Source organism: Klebsiella sp. CD33 (assembly GCF_051992865.1).
In the GTDB taxonomy this organism is placed as follows: domain Bacteria; phylum Pseudomonadota; class Gammaproteobacteria; order Enterobacterales; family Enterobacteriaceae; genus Klebsiella; species Klebsiella pneumoniae.
Map to the genome: position 1 here is coordinate 1,227,250 of NZ_CP197023.1, position 16,976 is coordinate 1,244,225.

The 16,976-nt window shown below is 56.9% G+C and carries 17 protein-coding genes; 9 read left to right on the forward strand and 8 right to left on the reverse strand.

Features of this window, described 5'->3' with window-relative positions:
• The first annotated feature begins 195 nt into the window (after positions 1–195).
• A complete protein-coding gene (locus ACR809_RS06135) occupies positions 196–1,494 on the forward strand; it encodes an MFS transporter (protein ID WP_004144368.1) in 1,299 nt (432 codons plus the stop codon).
• A 3-nt stretch (positions 1,495–1,497) separates the two neighbouring features.
• Here ACR809_RS06135 and ACR809_RS06140 read toward each other — a convergent pair whose 3' ends face one another.
• From ACR809_RS06140 to trxC, 5 genes are all read right to left on the reverse strand, one after another.
• A complete protein-coding gene (locus tag ACR809_RS06140; protein ID WP_122051107.1) occupies positions 1,498–1,821 on the reverse strand; it encodes a YfiM family lipoprotein in 324 nt (107 codons plus the stop codon).
• Positions 1,822–1,862: 41 nt separating this feature from the next.
• Positions 1,863–3,218 (reverse strand): CDP-diacylglycerol--serine O-phosphatidyltransferase, encoded by a 1,356-nt coding sequence (gene pssA / locus ACR809_RS06145; RefSeq protein ID WP_004180947.1) that lies wholly within the window; start codon positions 3,216–3,218, stop codon positions 1,863–1,865.
• A gap of 120 nt (positions 3,219–3,338) precedes the next feature.
• A complete protein-coding gene (locus tag ACR809_RS06150) occupies positions 3,339–5,990 on the reverse strand; it encodes a bifunctional acetate--CoA ligase family protein/GNAT family N-acetyltransferase (RefSeq protein ID WP_122051108.1) in 2,652 nt (883 codons plus the stop codon).
• A 34-nt stretch (positions 5,991–6,024) separates the two neighbouring features.
• The gene (gene tapT / locus ACR809_RS06155) at positions 6,025–6,723 is read right to left on the reverse strand and encodes a tRNA-uridine aminocarboxypropyltransferase (protein WP_002914092.1); all 699 of its coding nucleotides are present in this window, start codon (positions 6,721–6,723) and stop codon (positions 6,025–6,027) included.
• A gap of 69 nt (positions 6,724–6,792) precedes the next feature.
• Positions 6,793–7,218, reverse strand: a complete 426-nt coding sequence (trxC, locus tag ACR809_RS06160) for a thioredoxin TrxC (RefSeq protein ID WP_094327020.1) — start codon at positions 7,216–7,218, stop codon at positions 6,793–6,795.
• A gap of 203 nt (positions 7,219–7,421) precedes the next feature.
• On the opposite strand from trxC, the gene ACR809_RS06165 reads away from it, so the two are divergent.
• Positions 7,422–8,507, forward strand: coding sequence for a tRNA/rRNA methyltransferase (locus ACR809_RS06165; protein WP_002914089.1), 1,086 nt, complete (start codon positions 7,422–7,424; stop codon positions 8,505–8,507).
• Between the two features lie 57 nt (positions 8,508–8,564).
• On the opposite strand, the gene ung is transcribed toward ACR809_RS06165, so the two are convergent.
• Positions 8,565–9,254 (reverse strand): uracil-DNA glycosylase, encoded by a 690-nt coding sequence (ung, locus tag ACR809_RS06170; RefSeq protein WP_002914088.1) that lies wholly within the window; start codon positions 9,252–9,254, stop codon positions 8,565–8,567.
• A gap of 312 nt (positions 9,255–9,566) precedes the next feature.
• Here ung and grcA point away from each other — a divergent pair, with 312 nt between their 5' ends.
• The gene (grcA, locus tag ACR809_RS06175; RefSeq protein WP_122051109.1) at positions 9,567–9,950 is read left to right on the forward strand and encodes an autonomous glycyl radical cofactor GrcA; all 384 of its coding nucleotides are present in this window, start codon (positions 9,567–9,569) and stop codon (positions 9,948–9,950) included.
• A gap of 45 nt (positions 9,951–9,995) precedes the next feature.
• Here grcA and srmB read toward each other — a convergent pair whose 3' ends face one another.
• The gene (gene srmB, locus ACR809_RS06180) at positions 9,996–11,327 is read right to left on the reverse strand and encodes an ATP-dependent RNA helicase SrmB (RefSeq protein WP_002914082.1); all 1,332 of its coding nucleotides are present in this window, start codon (positions 11,325–11,327) and stop codon (positions 9,996–9,998) included.
• A 131-nt stretch (positions 11,328–11,458) separates the two neighbouring features.
• On the opposite strand from srmB, the gene trmN reads away from it, so the two are divergent.
• The gene (gene trmN, locus ACR809_RS06185) at positions 11,459–12,196 is read left to right on the forward strand and encodes a tRNA(1)(Val) (adenine(37)-N(6))-methyltransferase TrmN (protein WP_023280415.1); all 738 of its coding nucleotides are present in this window, start codon (positions 11,459–11,461) and stop codon (positions 12,194–12,196) included.
• Here trmN and nadB read toward each other — a convergent pair.
• Positions 12,181–13,800 carry an L-aspartate oxidase gene (nadB, locus tag ACR809_RS06190; protein WP_004144357.1) on the reverse strand — a complete coding sequence of 540 codons (1,620 nt, stop codon included), beginning with the start codon at positions 13,798–13,800 and terminating at the stop codon, positions 12,181–12,183. The two genes, trmN and nadB, sit on opposite strands and share 16 nt — an antisense overlap.
• A gap of 328 nt (positions 13,801–14,128) precedes the next feature.
• Here nadB and rseD point away from each other — a divergent pair, with 328 nt between their 5' ends.
• The 5 genes from rseD to rseC are packed head-to-tail and all read left to right on the forward strand — an operon-like array spanning position 14,129 to position 16,911.
• Positions 14,129–14,224 carry a rpoE leader peptide RseD gene (gene rseD / locus ACR809_RS06195; RefSeq protein ID WP_121980491.1) on the forward strand — a complete coding sequence of 32 codons (96 nt, stop codon included), beginning with the start codon at positions 14,129–14,131 and terminating at the stop codon, positions 14,222–14,224.
• A complete protein-coding gene (gene rpoE, locus ACR809_RS06200) occupies positions 14,221–14,796 on the forward strand; it encodes an RNA polymerase sigma factor RpoE (protein WP_002914074.1) in 576 nt (191 codons plus the stop codon). The genes rseD and rpoE overlap by 4 nt, the downstream gene beginning before the upstream one ends.
• Positions 14,797–14,828: 32 nt before the next feature.
• The gene (rseA, locus tag ACR809_RS06205; RefSeq protein ID WP_002914072.1) at positions 14,829–15,479 is read left to right on the forward strand and encodes an anti-sigma-E factor RseA; all 651 of its coding nucleotides are present in this window, start codon (positions 14,829–14,831) and stop codon (positions 15,477–15,479) included.
• Positions 15,479–16,435: a sigma-E factor regulatory protein RseB gene (rseB, locus tag ACR809_RS06210; RefSeq protein WP_002914070.1), complete on the forward strand. Its 957-nt coding sequence runs from the start codon at positions 15,479–15,481 to the stop codon at positions 16,433–16,435. Before rseA ends, rseB begins: the two co-directional genes overlap by 1 nt.
• Positions 16,432–16,911, forward strand: a complete 480-nt coding sequence (gene rseC, locus ACR809_RS06215) for a SoxR-reducing system protein RseC (protein WP_004144354.1) — start codon at positions 16,432–16,434, stop codon at positions 16,909–16,911. Before rseB ends, rseC begins: the two co-directional genes overlap by 4 nt.
• Positions 16,912–16,976 lie beyond the last annotated feature (65 nt).

Here is a 16,976-nt window from a genome sequence, read left to right on the forward strand (position 1 = left end):
CTTCGCCATAATCCACTTTTTCCCTGCCCCTGCGCTGGCGATGATCGCGAAAACCGTGCTTGCGAAAAAAAATGTGAATCCAATCACATATAAAAATATAACAATTATATAACATTTAGTTTACTAATTAATTTGTCTGCGTGACGTGGTACGCCCGACAAGACAGATTGCAGTCTTTGCTGGAGCAATATAACAATGACAGAAAGTAGCATTACCGAACGGGGCGCGCCGGAACTGGCCGATACCCGTCGTCGTATTTGGGCAATTGTTGGCGCTTCCTCGGGGAATCTGGTTGAATGGTTTGATTTTTACGTTTACTCATTCTGCTCGCTCTATTTCGCGCACATCTTCTTTCCATCCGGAAATACCACCACCCAACTGCTGCAAACGGCAGGCGTATTTGCCGCCGGATTTCTGATGCGTCCTATCGGTGGATGGCTGTTTGGTCGGATCGCTGACCGCCGGGGACGTAAAACGTCCATGCTTATCTCGGTCTGCATGATGTGCTTTGGCTCACTGGTGATTGCCTGTCTGCCGGGTTATGCGGTGATCGGCACCTGGGCCCCGGCGCTGCTGCTGCTGGCGCGTCTGTTCCAGGGGCTGTCTGTTGGCGGAGAATACGGCACCAGTGCGACCTATATGAGTGAAGTCGCGGTGGAGGGTAAGAAAGGCTTCTATGCCTCCTTCCAGTACGTTACGCTGATTGGTGGTCAACTGCTGGCTGTATTAGTGGTTGTGGCGCTCCAGCAGGTACTTAGCGATGAAGATCTCCATGCCTGGGGATGGCGTATTCCTTTTGCCCTCGGGGCGGTACTGGCTATCGTCGCGCTGTGGCTGCGTCGCCAGCTGGACGAAACCTCGAAGCAGGAGACCCGGGCGCTGAAAGAGGCTGGCTCATTTAAAGGGTTGTGGCGCAATCGCCGGGCCTTTGCGATGGTGTTAGGCTTTACCGCCGCCGGATCGCTGACCTTCTACACCTTCACCACCTATATGCAAAAGTATCTGGTCAACACGGCGGGCATGACGGCCAGCACCGCCAGCGTGATCATGACCGCGGCGCTGTTCGTTTATATGCTGGTTCAGCCGCTATTCGGCGCCTTCTCGGATAAAGTTGGCCGCCGGACCTCCATGCTGTGCTTTGGCGTGCTGGCGACGTTATTTACCGTGCCTATTCTCAGCGCCTTGCAAAAAGTGAGCTCACCCTATGCCGCCTTCGGCCTGGTGATCTGCGCCTTACTGATTGTCAGTTTCTATACCTCGATCAGCGGCATCCTGAAAGCAGAGATGTTCCCGGCTCAGGTTCGCGCGCTTGGGGTCGGGTTGTCCTATGCCGTCGCGAACGCATTGTTCGGCGGCTCTGCGGAGTACGTCGCGCTGTCGCTTAAGTCGGCAGGGATAGAGCACGCGTTCTACTGGTATGTGACGGTGATGGCCGCCATTGCCTTCCTTGTCTCCCTGATGTTGCATCGCAAAGGGAAGGGGTTGCGTCTGTAACGCTTACTGATGAGCCAACTGCCATACAGCGTAGCCGGTGGTCGCGCCGGCGACATCCCAGGCAAAATCCTTCCAGCTCCAGCCGCTCCCAGCCGGGCGGCTGTCCCAAAGCACTTTTGAGGCGCCAAGGCTGACGGAAAACATCAGGCCGATAGCGGCGCTGCGGTCCCGGCTGTAACCCTGATGTTGCGCATATTCATTGCCAGCGGCAGAGAGCATCGCTGAGGCCAGAAAATGCTGGGCTTTGTCCTGACCGGACCATGCATCATTTGCCATGTGGCTGCAGCCGGTTAACAGCAGCGAAGCAATCACTAATATCGTACGCATAGCGCTTCCAGAAAAAAGCCCCGTCGAGGCGGGGCTGATAGTCAGAGAATACGGCTGATCAGCCGGTCAATGCGGATCCGCCGCAGGCGGCGGATCAGTTTTCGCACTTTCACCGGATAGTCGGCGATACTTTGCAGATCCCGATAATGTTTCACTACCGTGGTGTGGGTGCGGATGAGCTTCAGCTCTTTCTCCCGCATGGCCCCCAGCTGCCGCTTTGGATCGTGGATCAGAATGGCGTTTTCCAGATCGAGCCGCCAGGCGCGCGGGTTCAGGTTGTTGCCAGTGAGCAGCATCCACTCATCGTCAACCCACATGCCTTTCAGGTGGTAGCTGTTATCGTCATCCTTCCACAGGCGGACGATCAGCTGATCGGTATTGACATAATACTGCAGCCGGCTGAGGAAACGCCGCAGGTTGATCTCATACAGATAGGGAAGGGCGCCGATGATTTTAAACGGCTGATCTTCAGGAATGTAGAAATCGTTAGCCGTTTTATCGCCGACAATAATCTCCACCTGTTTACCGTCGCGCAGCAGCTGGATGATATTTCTTACCAGTACGGCAGGGAGGTTGAAGTAGGGGGTGCAGATCGTCAGCTTGTGTTCGGCACAGGGCATCAGGTGAAAGATGGTTTTATTCAGCAGGCTCGATTTACCCAGGCCTACCAGCGGGGTGACGGAGAGTTCTTCGTCACCAGCGGTGCCGACAAAATGGTAGCTGCGGTCGCGGAGCTCCTGACGGTACTGGCGAATGTCGTTTTTGATTTCCGGGCTTTTTGGCCGATCCGGTCTGTCGAGACGGTTAACGCCGCGCCCCTGAACCAGATTGTTGTCGACCCAGTCGAACATGATGTCCGCCATTTTGCCGTTACGGATGCACTGATAGCGATCATAGCGATACTTATCATGCTGATGCAGATAAACATCATTCAGGCTGGCGCCGCTGTAGAGGACGCAGTCATCAATAATAAAGCCTTTGAAATGGAGAACGCCGAGCGCCTCCCGAGTGTTAATCGGCACGCCGTAAACGGGGATATCTACCCCTGGATTTTCATTGGCCATCCGACAATACCAGTCGGCATTGGTATTAGAGGCGGCGGCGCCGATACGGCCACGCTGAGCGCGGTGCCAGTCCACCAGAACGCGGACATCCAGTTCCGGACGCTGGCGTTTGGCGTCATAAAGGGCCTGCAAAATTCCTTTTCCGCCATCATCTTGCTCCAGATAGAGCGCAATAATGCATATACGCTGAGTGGCGTGGGCAATCCGGGTCAGTAACGCTTCCCTGAATTCCGCAGGGGCGTAAAAGAACTCTACATCATCAACTGACTGAGAAAGCTTAGGGAGTTGGGCAAGGTGTTGTTGATGTTTATTACGCTTAAATTTTGACAACATCACAGTGCGTTTCTTCTCTGTTTATTGAAGGGTCTTCTGTACCATGCAGACGACGTAAGCGGGCAATAATACCATTACTACCCGCTAATGTGGTCAACAATTGCGGTCAGCGTCGCGCGATTATCCCTGATTCAGGGGCAGCGACAGGCTGACAATCCCATCTTCCAGCTGAATATCGACGGTGAATCCCAGCTTTCTGGCGAGGCCTATCATGCCTCGGTTATTTGGCATCGTAATACCATTAAGGCGCTGCAAGCCATGGCTTTGCGTATAGGCGATCAGCTTTTCCAGCAACCTTCGCCCCAGGCCTAACCCTTTTAAATCTGAACGGACCAGAACGGCAAACTCGGCGTCAATATTATCGGGATCGGAGATCGCCCGCGTCACGCCGAGGATCTCGCTCTTCTCTGCGCTGGTCCTGACGGCAACGAACGCCATTTCTCGATCGTAGTCGATCTGGGTCATATTGGCTAAGTCGTCATGGGTAAATTCGTTGATCTCACTAAAATAGCGATAATAGAGATCTTCTTTGGTGACCTGGGCGATAAATGCGAGCAACTGTGGCTCATCTTCCGGGAGGATCGGCCGGAACAGACAGCGATCGCCATTTTTCATCACCACCCACTCCTCCAGTTGGTGCGGATAGGGACGAATAGCGAGACGGCTTTCACTGTCGCCGCTGAAGGGAGCAAGCCCCAGGGTAACGTCCAGCGCCGTAAACTCGTTGCCGGAGGCGAGCAGGGGATGAATATCCAGGCGCTGGATCTCCGGGCAGTCGACGATCAGGTTCGAGACCTGAACCAGCAGCTGGCTTAAGCCAGCGATATCCAGCGGGCGCAAGGCGCTGCGGCCGCGGATCTTCTTATTTTTGATCGCCTGGATCACCAGATAACGCGCCAGGTTCATATTCAGCGGCGGCAGCGCCACGGCGGCCTGGTCCTCGGCCCGCCACTCCACGCCGCCCTCGCCCAGCATAATCAACGGGCCGAAGACGGGATCGTGCTCAACCACTACTCTTAGCTCCTGGGCGCCAGCGCGATTGGCCATGCTTTGCACCAGCAATCCATGAATGCGCGCCTGGGGCCAGGCCAGTTTGACGCGATCGATCATCGCATCTGCAGCCTGCTGCACCTCGGCGGCGGTACGCAAATAGAGCATGACCCCCTGTACTTCTGATTTGTGCGGGATATCCGGAGAACGCAGCTTCAGCGCAACCGGATAGCCTATCTGCTCAGCGATATGCACCGCTTCCGCGCTGTCAGCGGCAATCCAGGTTGGCAGCGTGTGGATGCCATAGGCCCGAAGCACCGGGCTGACCTCGTGAGTATCCAGCGTGGTGGCGCCGTCATCTATCGCTTGCTGCAGCAGAGCATGCGCCTCGCTGGTATTGGCGGTTAAGGAGTCTGGTAGCACCGGCGTCTCGCGCAGTTGTTTCTGGTTGCGACGGTATTCCACCATATGCATAAAAGCGGTGATCGTGCCCTCCGGCGTACGGTAGGTAGGGAGGCCGGCATCGCTGAATAAACGTCGCGCTTCCTGCGAGGAAAATTCGCCGCACCAGTTGGTCAGCACGGTGACATATTTACCGCGCGGGTGATGCTTCAGAGCGTCAATCAGGGCCAGGGCACTCTCGGTGCCCGGCGCGGCGGCGCTGGGAGAGTGGATCACCAGCAGCGCGTCATAATCCTGACTGTTGAGCAAAACATTCACCGCCCGCTGATAGTGTTCGCTACTGGCGTCATCGCGTAGATCCAGCGGGTTGGCGATCTCCACGCCAACCGGCAACGCCTGACGCAGGGCGTCGCGCGTCTCCTCGCTGAGAGCCGCCAGCTTACCGTTTCGCAACCAAAGCTCATCCAGCGCCAGCGCCGCCGGCGCCGCACCGTTGCTGACGATCATCAGTTTTTCACCGCGCAGCGGGCGCATGTGGCTGAGGGTTTCCACCGCAGAGAACAGCTCATGGGTATCCTGCACCCGCAGCAGACCAGCGCGCTGAATGGCCGCATCCCATGCCGGGTCCATCCCGGAATTGGCGTGCAATAGCTTCTGCGCCGCCGGACTACGGCCGCTTTTAATCACCAGGATAGGTTTGTTTCGCGAAGCGCTGCGCGCGGCGGAGACAAAGCGGCGCGCGTCGCTGAGATGCTCGAGGTACAGCAAAATGGCGCTGGTCTTGCTGTCGCGGGCCAGAAAGTCCAGCAGGTCATCGACATCAATATCCAGGCTATCGCCCAGGGCGATGAAGTAGGAAAAACCCATCTCGCGCTGTTGCGCCCAGTCAAGGATAGTATTGGAGACGGCGGCCGACTGCGAGATAAAGGCCAGTTTACCGCGATGGATCGGCACCGGTGAAAAGCTGGCGTTCAGCCCTTGCCATGGGGCCAGCAGTCCGAGACTGTTGGGGCCGAGCAGACGCATCTGATAGCGCGCGGCGCATTTGAGCAGCGCCGGGTACTGTTCCGGCTGCGAAGAGAGGATGATGCAGGTCTTGCAGCCTTTTTGCCCTAAGGCTTCGAGCAATTCGAGATTACGCCTGGCGTTAGTACAGAGCACCGCCAGATCCGGGGTAAACGGCAGGCTCTCGATGGTAGGCCATGCCAGTACCCCAAGAACCGCCTTCCAGGCGGGGGTGACCGGCATCACCGGGCCATTGAAGCCGCCGGCTAACAGGTTGCGCATCATGAGATAGCCAGCGCGCTGCGGCTTCATTGATGCGCCAATAACGGCGATGGACTTTGGTCGCAGCAGCGCTTCCAGGCCTCGTTGGCTCATACCGGTCTCCTTTCATCCCAGTGACCGAATGATTTTAAACGTTTTCCACCTGGCCCGCTGTGATACTGCCCTTATGCTGGGTTTTTCCCGCCAGATAGCGGGTCCGGAAGCGGGTGAAGTGCTCGCCAAGCGCAGCGGCGGCCGGGGCATCGCCCGCCAGATCCAGCAGGGCGATGGCCACTTCCGCGGTACAATATTGTCCGTCGGCGTGCGCCTCGCGCAGATGGTAGGCAGAGATGCGCGACAGATCGACGGAGATAATCGGCAGCGCGTCGAGATAAGGACTCTTACGGAACATTTTGCGCGCTTCGGTCCAGGTGCCGTCGAGCATGATAAACAGCGGCGGTTTACCGGACGGCGGCGCGCTCAGGACCTGGCGATCCGGCCCGGCATAGGAGGCCGGAAATACGACCATGGGCTGATAATCAGGATGGGCGACCAGATCGAGCAGCGCCTGCGGCGGTTCGGTACGCGACCACTGAAACGCTTCGGTATCTGGCAGAATATCGGCGATGAGCCGGCCAGTGTTGCTGGGCTTCATCGGTTCCGTATCAAACATCACCAGGCAGAAGCGGCTGGCGGCCTGCGCTGAGGTTAACGTGGCGCACAGGCACTGCTTGAGCGGCAGCAGACAGCGCTGGCAGCGGCGGATGCGATTGCCGCGCGCAAGGAAAGGGCGGGTAGCTCGCGCGAGACGTTCGGCGCGCAGGCGAAGGACAGCGTTATCAGTCATGGAAGTCGCTAGTGAAAAACGCTATTGTCGCAGAGGTGAAAACGGGGCACAAGCGGTGCCCCGGAAGGGTTATTGTTGGCCGGCTTCGTTAAGCCAGCTATCGAATGGCGCTTTTGGCACTGCGCCATTGAGCATGTCGATCACTTCGCCATTTTTGAACATCATAATGGTCGGGATGCTGCGGATACGAAACCGGGCGCTAAGCTCACGTTCCGCTTCGGTGTTGACTTTCACAAAACGCATCTTCCCGCTACGCTCTTCCGCGACGTCTTCAAAGATCGGCGCGAAGCTACGGCAGGGTACGCACCATGGCGCCCAGAAATCGACAACGACCGGCAGATCGTCCTTCAAGAGTTTATCCAGCGTTGCCCCGGTCGCGTTGATGACGTCGCCGTCAAAAAGATCGTGACCGCAGCGTCCGCACTTTGCGCCATCCGCGCTACGATCGTCCGGGAGGCGGTTCAGAGCCTGACAACTGGCACAAACGGTATTCATAACTAACCTCTGGTTATGGGTTGCAACGTGGCACGTGGCCGATATGTTTCTGTGATGTTACATATTATCGATGAAGTGTTATTTGAGGACAATGCGTTTTGTTCGATGAGTGCAATAGAGGCCGGCTTTTAAACGAAATCATGGCGAAGCGATGGCACATCGGGTAATCTGCGCGCTTCGCGCAGCGCAGGTGGAGAAAATTGATGAGCGACGAACTGAAAAATAAAAGCGGCAAGGTCAAAGTGATGTATGTCCGCAGTGATGATGATTCTGACAAACGCACCCATAACCCACGTACCGGGAAAGGGGGAGGTCGTCCAGGAAAATCTCGTGTTGACGGCCGCAGCCGCCCTGCGCGTGACGAACGAAACAGCCGCGGCGACGATCGCAAACGTGACGACCGTAAGCGTGACGATCGCAAACGCGATGATTTTCATCGCGACGATGCGTCTCCGTGGCGTACCGTTTCCCGCGCTCCTGGCGATGAGACGCCGGTAAAAGAAGATCACGGCGGGATCAGCGGGAAGAGCTTTATCGATCCGGAAGTGCTGCGTCGTCAGCGTGCGGAAGAGACCCGCGTATATGGCGAAAACGCCTGCCAGGCGCTGTTCCAGAGCCGTCCGGAAGCTATCGTTCGCGCCTGGTTTATTCAGAGCGTGACGCCGCGCTTTAAAGAGGCGCTGCGCTGGATGGCGGCCAACCGTAAGGCCTATCACGTGGTGGACGAAGCCGAGCTGGCGAAAGCCTCCGGCACCGAGCACCACGGCGGCGTCTGCTTCCTGATCAAAAAACGCCACGGCACTTCTGTTGCTCAATGGGTCGCGAAGGCCGGGGAAGAAGATTGCGTTCTGGCGCTGGAAGATGTGGGTAACCCACATAATCTCGGGGCGATCATGCGCAGCTGCGCGCACTTTGGCGTGAAGGGCGTGGTAGTTCAGGATGCCGGCGTGCTGGAGTCCGGGGCGGCGATCCGTACGGCGGAGGGCGGTGCGGAGCATGTTGAACCGATCACCGGCGACAGCTTTATCGATACCCTCGATCAGTTCCGCAAAGCGGGCTACGCGATTGTCTCAACGTCCAGCCATAATGGTACCCCGCTGTTTAAAGCCGAGCTGCCGAAGAAAATGGTGCTGGCGTTAGGCCAGGAACGTGATGGTCTGTCCGATGCGGCGATTTCCAGCGCCGATCTCAGCGTTGCCATCGACGGTACCGGTAATGTCGAAAGCCTGAACGTCTCTGTGGCGACCGGCGTCCTGCTGGCGGAATGGTGGCGTCAGAACAAGGCGTGATTCGCCTACCTGAATGCAAAAAAGCCAGCTGATGCTGGCTTTTTTTATGGCTGTCAATCACTCGCTTTCAGCGGGAAGGACCGGCATCCAGTCGATCGGCGTTTCGCCGCGGTCAACCAGCCACTGGTTGGTCTGTACGAAATGGTTGCAGCCAAAGAAGCCGCGATGCGCAGAGAGCGGTGATGGATGCGGCGCCTTCAGCACGCAGTGGCGCTGACGATCGATAATCGCGCCTTTCTTCTGCGCATGGGAGCCCCACAGCAGAAAAACTACTCCCTCGCAATGCTCATTGATTAAAGCGATAACCTTATCGGTAAAGGTCTCCCAGCCCAGACTGGCGTGCGAGTGCGCCTGTCCGGCGCGGACGGTCAGGACCGTATTCAGCAGCAGCACGCCCTGTCGTGCCCAGCTTTCGAGATAACCGTGGGTGGGGCGGGTAAAGCCGGGGATCGTGGCCTCCAGCTCTTTATACATATTCAGCAACGAAGGCGGGATCGCGACGCCCGGACGAACTGAGAACGCCAGACCGTGGGCCTGACCCGGGCCGTGATAGGGGTCCTGGCCGAGAATGACGACTTTGACATCGCCCAGTTCAGTAAAGCGAAACGCATTGAAGACGTCTTTTTGCGGTGGATAGATGGTGATCCCGGACTGGCGCTCTTCGGCGACGGTCTTCAGAGTATTGAGAAAATAGGGTTGTTGCTTTTCATCCGCCAGCACGTCATGCCAGGTTAAAGGGGTGGTCATCTTGCTCTCCTGCAAAAGGGTCATCGCTATAGCTTAACGGCTTCTTTCTATAGAACAAAATCGGCACGGCTTGATGCCGGCTTTTATGCAAAAAAAATTGAAAATTTACAAAATTATTTATAGCTCACAATGGCGTAACTTGATGTAAAACAATAAAAACCTCCTATACCCACGTTGGGTGAGTGGTTTTTATTGATTTATATCAAGGAATGCCGAGGGTGCGGCTGATATATATACACTCATACAACAATGGTTTTACCAATTGGCCGCGAAGAGGCCAAAATCGAATAAACACTGCCTGGGAGGCATCAAATGATTACTGGTATCCAAATTACTAAAGCGGCAAACGACGACCTGCTCAACTCTTTCTGGCTGCTGGATAGCGAAAAAGGCGAAGCGCGCTGCCTGTGCGCCAAAGGTGGTTTTGCGGAAGATGATGTGGTTGCGGTAAGCAAACTGGGTGAAATCGAATACCGTGAAATCCCGGTGGACGTGAAACCGGAAGTGCGCGTCGAAGGCGGTCAGCACCTGAACGTTAACGTGCTGCGTCGCGAAACCCTGCTGGACGCGGTTGAGCATCCGGAAAAATATCCGCAGCTGACCATTCGTGTTTCCGGCTACGCGGTACGCTTCAACTCTCTGACGCTGGAACAGCAGCGCGACGTTATCGCCCGTACCTTCACCGAAAGCCTGTAAGGCTAACGCCAGATGTGAAAACGCCGGGATATCCCGGCGTTTTTTTTACTCATCGCTGGACGCTGATGGCGTCCCGGCCGCGCTTGGCTTCCGGCGCTTACCGATATTTTTCGTATCGCGGTGGCGCTTCTTCACCCGCGGTTTCTCTTTTTCATCTTTTTTCTTCTGCGCACGCTTCGCCAGCACTTTCTTCGATGGCTTACCCGTCAGCTTCTCGCTCGGCGCACGGGTCGTCGGGCGCAGTTCATCGATAACTCTGGCTTTCAACGGCTCTTCAATATAGCGACCAATCTTACCCAGCAGCAGGTGGTCATGAGCCTCGACCAGAGAAATGGCGGTCCCTTTTTTACCGGCGCGGCCGGTACGACCGATACGGTGCAGGTAGGTATCCGCGGTACGCGGCATATCGAAGTTAAAGACGTGGCTGACGTCCGGAATATCGATACCGCGGGCAGCGACGTCGGTGGCGATCAGCACGTTGACGCGGCCGTCGGTCAGGCGCTTGATAGCTTCGTTTCGCTTGGCCTGCACCATCTCGCCTTCCAGCCAGCAGGTGTTAATCCCGGCCTCACGCAGCCAGTTAGCCAGCTCATGCACGCGCTCACGCTTACGCACAAACACGATAGCGCGGGTGGCTTCCGGCTGTTGCAACAGATTCACCAGCAGTTTGGTTTTATGTTCGATATCGTCGGCGCGGTAGTACCACTGATGGATTTTCTTACGCTCGCGGGTTGACGGATTGGCGGAAACTTCAACCGGCTCCTCCAGCAGACGCTCAGCGAAGTCTTTGATCGCATCGCCTTCCAGCGTCGCGGAGAACAGCATAGTCTGCTTGCGCCAGCGAGTTTCACCGGCGATGGTTTCGATATCCTGGGCAAAACCCATATCCAGCATGCGGTCGGCTTCATCGAGGATTAGGGTCTCGACGGCGCGGCAGTCGAAATTCTCTTCTTTAATATATTGCAGCAGGCGACCGGTGGTGGCGACTACGATGTCCTGGTTTTCGCTGAACACTTCCGCGTGGTTCATGTACGCCACGCCGCCGGTAATGGTGGCGATGTCCAGATGGGTATGCTTCGCCAGCTCGCGGGCGTGGTCGGCCACCTGCATCGCCAGCTCACGGGTCGGCGTCAGGATAAGAATGCGCGGCGGGCCGGATTTCTTACGCGGGAAATCGAGCAGGTGCTGCAACGCTGGCAGCAGATACGCCGCCGTTTTACCGGTGCCGGTCGGCGCTGAACCGAGAATGTCACGGCCATCGAGCGCAGGCGGAATAGCGGCGGCCTGAATGGCTGTCGGGCGAGTGAAACCTTTATCCTGGAGGGCTTCCAGCAGGTTTTCGTCGAGTTCAAGTTCGGAAAAAGTCGTTACAGTCATGTTCTACCTCTGAGTGGGCCGCCGATTATAGACGTTACTGACGTAATGTTCATCTGTTTGTAAGGCTATCTGTTCTCCGGTATTGTGCATAGCCTTAGGTTCAGGAGTTTTTGTCGGCAAGGTTATTGAGGATGTCTCAGTCGAAGTTTGCGCTGCCGCGCAATGGTTTTACCTTCAAACGGTTCTTTGTCGCTCACGATCGCTGCGCCATGAAGGTGGGTACCGACGGCATTTTGCTGGGCGCCTGGGCGCCGATTGCCGGAGTGAAGCATGTGCTGGATATTGGCGCGGGCAGCGGCTTGCTGGCGCTGATGCTCGCGCAGCGTACCGGAGATGATGTGCATGTCGAGGCGGTAGAACTGGACGAAGAGGCCGCCGCTCAGGCGCGGGAAAACGCCCTCGCGTCGCCGTGGGCTTCGCGGATTGAGGTCTGGCAGGCCGATATTCATCAGTGGCAGCCGTCGCAAACTCGACGCTATGAACTGATAATCAGTAATCCGCCCTTTTTTGCCGAAGGCGTGCCATGCGCGACCTCGCAGCGAGAGCAGGCGCGGTACACCACTACGCTCGATCACGCCTCCCTGCTGACCTGTGCCGCAGAGCATATTAACGAAGAAGGTTTTTTTTGCGTGGTGTTGCCGGTGGATATTGGTAATGCGTTCATCGAACGGGCAAGGGCGATGGGCTGGCATCTGCGACTGCGTACTGACGTGGCGGAGACCGAGCTGCGACCGCCGCATCGGGTGCTGCTGGCTTTCTCCCCGACGGCAGGGGAGTGTTTCAGCGACAGGCTGGCGATCCGCGGGCCAGAGCAGCAATATTCGGAAGGCTTTACCGCTCTGACCGAGGACTTTTATCTCTTTATGTGAGCCAGGGGCGAGAGTATCGACGGGCCGCTGTCAGGCAGCGGCTGCGGATAGTCGAGGGTATAATGCAGACCGCGGCTCTCCTTACGCAACATCGCGCAGCGTACGATAAGCTCCGCCACCTGCACCAGATTGCGCAGTTCCAGCAAATTATTCGAGACGCGGAAGCGGGCGTAATACTCATCCAGCTCCTGCTGGAGCATGGTAATGCGCCGCAGGGCGCGCTCCAGCCTGCGGGTGGTGCGCACAATCCCCACGTAATCCCACATCAGCAGGCGCAGTTCGTGCCAGTTGTGCTGGATAACCACCAGTTCATCCGGGATCTCCACCTGACTTTCATCCCATGCTGGCAGCGTGGCGACCTTCTGGGCGAGCGGCAGGCGCCGGGTAATATCCTCCGCGGCGGACCAGCCATAGACCAGGCACTCCAGCAACGAGTTCGACGCCATACGATTCGCGCCGTGCAGCCCGGTGTAGCTGACTTCGCCGATGGCGTATAAACCATCGACGTCGGTGCGGCCATTATCATCCACCATCACGCCGCCGCAGGTGTAATGCGCGGCGGGGACGACCGGCACCGGATCTTTGGTTAAATCAATTCCCAGGCCGAGCAGCTTTTCATAAATCATCGGGAAATGCTGGCGAACAAACGCCTCGGGTTTATGGCTGATATCAAGGAACATACAGTCTACGCCCAGGCGCTTCATTTCATGGTCGATGGCGCGGGCGACGATATCGCGCGGGGCCAGCTCGCCGCGCTCGTCAAAGTCCGGCATAAAGCGGGTGCCATCCGGGCGTTTAAGGTGGGCGCCTTCGCCGCGCAGCGCTTCAGTAAGCAGGAAATTACGCGCCTGGGGGTGATATAGCGCGGTGGGGTGGAACTGGTTAAACTCCAGATTCGCCACCCGACATCCCGCCCGCCAGGCCATTGCAATCCCGTCTCCGGAAGAGACGTCGGGGTTAGTGGTATATTGATAAACCTTCGCGGCCCCGCCGGTAGCGAGTACTACGGCTTTCGCGCTGCAGGTTTCCACCCGCTCTTTATTACGATTCCAGATCCATGCCCCGACCACCCGGCGGGTGCCCGGCAGGCCAATCTTATCCGATACGATTAAATCGACGGCATTGCTGCGCTCAAGGATGCGGATATTAGGATGGGCAAGCGCTTTATCGACCAGCGTCGTCTCTACCGCTTTGCCGGTGGCGTCGGCGGCGTGAAGAATGCGCCGATGGCTGTGCCCCCCTTCGCGCGTGAGATGATAGCTCTCTTCGCCATTGGCCTGGACCTGGGTGTCAAACAGCACTCCCTGATCGATAAGCCACTGGACGCATGATCGGGCGTTGCTGGCGACGAAGGTGACCGCATGACGATCGCAGAGCCCCGCGCCGGCGATGAGGGTATCTTCGACATGGGATTCAATACTGTCCGTCTCATCGAAGACGGCGGCAATCCCACCCTGGGCGTAGAACGTCGAACCTTCGCTGATCGGCCCTTTACTCAGCACTGTCACCGAACTGTGCTCAGCCAGGCGCAGGGCAAGGGAAAGACCGGCAGCGCCGCTGCCGATAATCAACACATCACAAGAGAAGTCAGGAGTGGTATTCATTGTCTTTGTTTAATTTACTAAACACATTTAGCTCACAATAGCACCGGTCCGTGAGGAATCGTACAATTTTTTTGTCTGCTGTTGTGACGGCTAAACAAAAGGCGAACGGAAACGGCGTCTTGCGCGCTGAAAATGAGACGCGGGGAAGGTTGATGGCATTGGATTTTATAGTGAAATAAACGGCGTGTTACGATACCCTTCAGACGGGCCTGCGCTTTTTCTTATTGACTTACCTATCGTTTAGCAACCTGGGCATATAATGATTGATAACGATCTGCCGCCGTTGCCAGACAAAAAACAAAAAGCGTAACGGAACTTTATTGTTTTCATGCACTCCAACAGTCAGCTTGCTCATAATGCAGATTTTGGGTGGTGTTTTGAAGACGCATGGGAATTGGGTTTGGGGAGACATTACCTCGGATGAGCGAGCAGTTAACGGATCAGGTCCTTGTTGAACGGGTCCAGAAAGGAGATCAGAAAGCGTTTAATTTGCTGGTAGTGCGCTATCAGCATAAGGTCGCGAGCCTGGTTTCCCGCTATGTACCGCCGGGCGATATCGCTGACGTTGTTCAGGAATCGTTCGTTAAGGCATGGCGTGCGCTGGACTCTTTCCGGGGAGATAGCGCTTTTTACACCTGGTTATACCGTATCGCCGTCAACACGGCGAAGAATTATCTGGTTGCTCAGGGGCGCCGTCCGCCGTCCAGCGATGTTGACGCCAACGAGGCGGAAAACTTCGAAAGCGGCGGGGCGTTGAAAGAAATTTCGAACCCTGAGAACTTAATGTTGTCAGAAGAACTGAGACAAATAGTTTTTCGTACCATTGAATCGCTCCCGGAAGATTTACGCATGGCAATTACGTTACGGGAGCTGGATGGCCTGAGCTATGAAGAGATAGCCGCTATCATGGATTGTCCGGTTGGGACGGTGCGTTCGCGTATCTTCCGGGCGCGAGAAGCTATTGATAATAAAGTTCAACCGCTTATCAGGCGTTGACGATAGCGGAATACTGGAAAAGGGTATCAGGCATGCAGAAAGAAAAACTTTCGGCTTTAATGGATGGTGAAACGCTGGATAACGAACTGCTCAACGAGCTGAGTCGTTCTTCTGAGATGCAAAAAACCTGGGAGAGTTATCACCTTATCCGCGATACGCTGCGTGGCGATACCGCTGAGGTGCTGCAATTTGATATCTCCGCCCGGGTGATGGCCGCCATTGAAAATGAGCCCGTTCGTCAGACGGCTCCGCTTATTCCTGAATCTCAGCCCGCACCGCATCAGTGGCGGCAGATGCCGTTCTGGAACAAGGTGCGTCCGTGGGCCAGCTCCCTGACTCAAATGGGCGTTGCCGCCTGCGTATCGCTTGCGGTTATCGTCGGCGTCCAGCACTATAATGGTCAGTCTGATTCCGCTCAGCAGCCAGAAGCGCCGGTGTTCAATACGCTGCCCATGATGGGTAAAGCAAGCCCGGTAAGTCTTGGCGTGCCGGCTGACGCGTCAGCGGGAAGCGGTCAGCAGGCGCAGGTCCAGGAACAGCGCCGCCGAATTAACGCCATGCTGCAGGACTACGAACTGCAGCGCCGCCTGCACGCTGAGCAGCTTCAGTTTGGCCAGGCCCAGACTCAGCAGGCCGCAGTCCAGGTACCGGGCTATCAAACTTTAGGAACACAATCGCAGTAATGAAGCAACTTTGGTGTGCCATGTCGCTCATGGCAGGCAGCCTGTTGTTCTCTGTCAACGCCTCGGCTGATACATCGTCCGGGGCGTTGTTGCAGCAGATGAACCTGGCCAGCCAGTCTCTCAATTATGAGCTGTCTTTTGTTAGCATCAGCAAACAAGGCGTTGAGTCGCTGCGCTATCGTCACGCGCGACTGAACAACCAACCGCTGGCGCAGTTGCTGCAGCTGGACGGTCCGCGCCGGGAAGTGGTCCTGCGCGGCACGGAAATCAGCTATTTTGAACCCGGTCTCGATCCGTTCACCCTGAACGGCGACTATATCGTCGATTCGCTGCCATCGCTGGTATATAGCGATTTCAAACGCCTCTCCGCGGCGTATGATTTTATCTCCGTGGGCCGTACCCGTATCGCTGACCGCCTCTGCGACGTGATCCGCGTCGTGGCTCGCGACGGCACGCGCTACAGCTTTATCGCCTGGCTGGATGCTGAAACCAAGCTGCCGCTGCGCGTCGATTTGCTCGACCGCGACGGGGAAACGCTGGAGCAGTTCCGGGTCGTCTCCTTCAACGTTGGCGATAACGTCAGCGCCAGCATGGAGACGCTGGCAAAAGCGAATTTGCCGCCGCAGCTGTCGGTGCCTGAAGGAGGCGACAAAGCCAACTTCAACTGGGCGCCGACGTGGCTCCCGCAAGGCGTGACTGAGGTTTCCAGCAGTCAGCGCCGTCTTCCCACCTTTGACGGTCCGGTAGAATCACGTCTCTATTCCGACGGCTTGTTCAGCTTCTCGATCAATATCAACCGCGCCACGGCGGCCAGCAGCGACCAGCTGTTGCGCACCGGCCGACGCACCGTCAGCACGACGGTGCGCGATAACGCGGAGATAACCGTAGTGGGCGAGCTGCCGCCGCAGACGGCGAAGCGTATCTCTGACAGTATTAAATTCAAGGCAGTACAATGATTAAAGAGTGGGCCACCGTGGTTTCCTGGCATAACGGCGTGGCGCAGGTGCACTGCGACGTTAAAGCCTCCTGCAGCAGCTGCGCCTCCCGTGCCGGCTGTGGTAGCCGGGTGCTAAACAAGCTGGGGCCGCAGACCAGCCATACCATTAGCGTGCCCTGCGAGCAGCCGTTGGCCGCGGGGCAAAAAGTGGAGCTGGGGATCGCTGAAAGCAGCCTGCTGGGCTCAGCGATGCTGGTGTATATGGCGCCGCTGGCGGGGCTGTTTGTAATGGCGTCTATTTTTCAGGTGCTGTTTGCCAGCGATATTGCGTCACTTTGCGGCGCGCTGCTGGGCGGCGTCGGCGGCTTCCTGGTGGCGCGCGGTCTGTCGCCGCGACTGGCGGCACGTCAGTCCTGGCAGCCGGTGATTTTGAACGTCGCACTGCCGCCGGATCTGCTGCGTGTTGATACGCCTTCCTCCGACATGGGCCAGTGATTTCACTGGCCCTTATCTTTATTTACCTTTCCTGTTACAACGCCACAATTTCTGCGGGTATGCTG

What these genes read in the sequence shown, in the direction of transcription:
- tapT (WP_002914092.1), bottom strand. Translation starts at nt 6,723, where the DNA reads ATGACTGATAACGCTGTCCTTCGCCTGCGCGCCGAACGTCTCGCGCGA.
- rseA (WP_002914072.1), top strand. Translation starts at nt 14,829, where the DNA reads ATGCAGAAAGAAAAACTTTCGGCTTTAATGGATGGTGAAACGCTGGAT.
- rseD (WP_121980491.1), top strand. Translation starts at nt 14,129, where the DNA reads ATGCACTCCAACAGTCAGCTTGCTCATAATGCAGATTTTGGGTGGTGT.
- srmB (WP_002914082.1), bottom strand. Translation starts at nt 11,327, where the DNA reads ATGACTGTAACGACTTTTTCCGAACTTGAACTCGACGAAAACCTGCTG.
- rpoE (WP_002914074.1), top strand. Translation starts at nt 14,221, where the DNA reads ATGAGCGAGCAGTTAACGGATCAGGTCCTTGTTGAACGGGTCCAGAAA.
- ACR809_RS06165 (WP_002914089.1), top strand. Translation starts at nt 7,422, where the DNA reads ATGAGCGACGAACTGAAAAATAAAAGCGGCAAGGTCAAAGTGATGTAT.
- ACR809_RS06140 (WP_122051107.1), bottom strand. Translation starts at nt 1,821, where the DNA reads ATGCGTACGATATTAGTGATTGCTTCGCTGCTGTTAACCGGCTGCAGC.
- pssA (WP_004180947.1), bottom strand. Translation starts at nt 3,218, where the DNA reads ATGTTGTCAAAATTTAAGCGTAATAAACATCAACAACACCTTGCCCAA.
- grcA (WP_122051109.1), top strand. Translation starts at nt 9,567, where the DNA reads ATGATTACTGGTATCCAAATTACTAAAGCGGCAAACGACGACCTGCTC.
- ACR809_RS06150 (WP_122051108.1), bottom strand. Translation starts at nt 5,990, where the DNA reads ATGAGCCAACGAGGCCTGGAAGCGCTGCTGCGACCAAAGTCCATCGCC.
- rseB (WP_002914070.1), top strand. Translation starts at nt 15,479, where the DNA reads ATGAAGCAACTTTGGTGTGCCATGTCGCTCATGGCAGGCAGCCTGTTG.
- ung (WP_002914088.1), bottom strand. Translation starts at nt 9,254, where the DNA reads ATGACCACCCCTTTAACCTGGCATGACGTGCTGGCGGATGAAAAGCAA.
- trmN (WP_023280415.1), top strand. Translation starts at nt 11,459, where the DNA reads ATGTCTCAGTCGAAGTTTGCGCTGCCGCGCAATGGTTTTACCTTCAAA.
- nadB (WP_004144357.1), bottom strand. Translation starts at nt 13,800, where the DNA reads ATGAATACCACTCCTGACTTCTCTTGTGATGTGTTGATTATCGGCAGC.
- ACR809_RS06135 (WP_004144368.1), top strand. Translation starts at nt 196, where the DNA reads ATGACAGAAAGTAGCATTACCGAACGGGGCGCGCCGGAACTGGCCGAT.
- trxC (WP_094327020.1), bottom strand. Translation starts at nt 7,218, where the DNA reads ATGAATACCGTTTGTGCCAGTTGTCAGGCTCTGAACCGCCTCCCGGAC.
- rseC (WP_004144354.1), top strand. Translation starts at nt 16,432, where the DNA reads ATGATTAAAGAGTGGGCCACCGTGGTTTCCTGGCATAACGGCGTGGCG.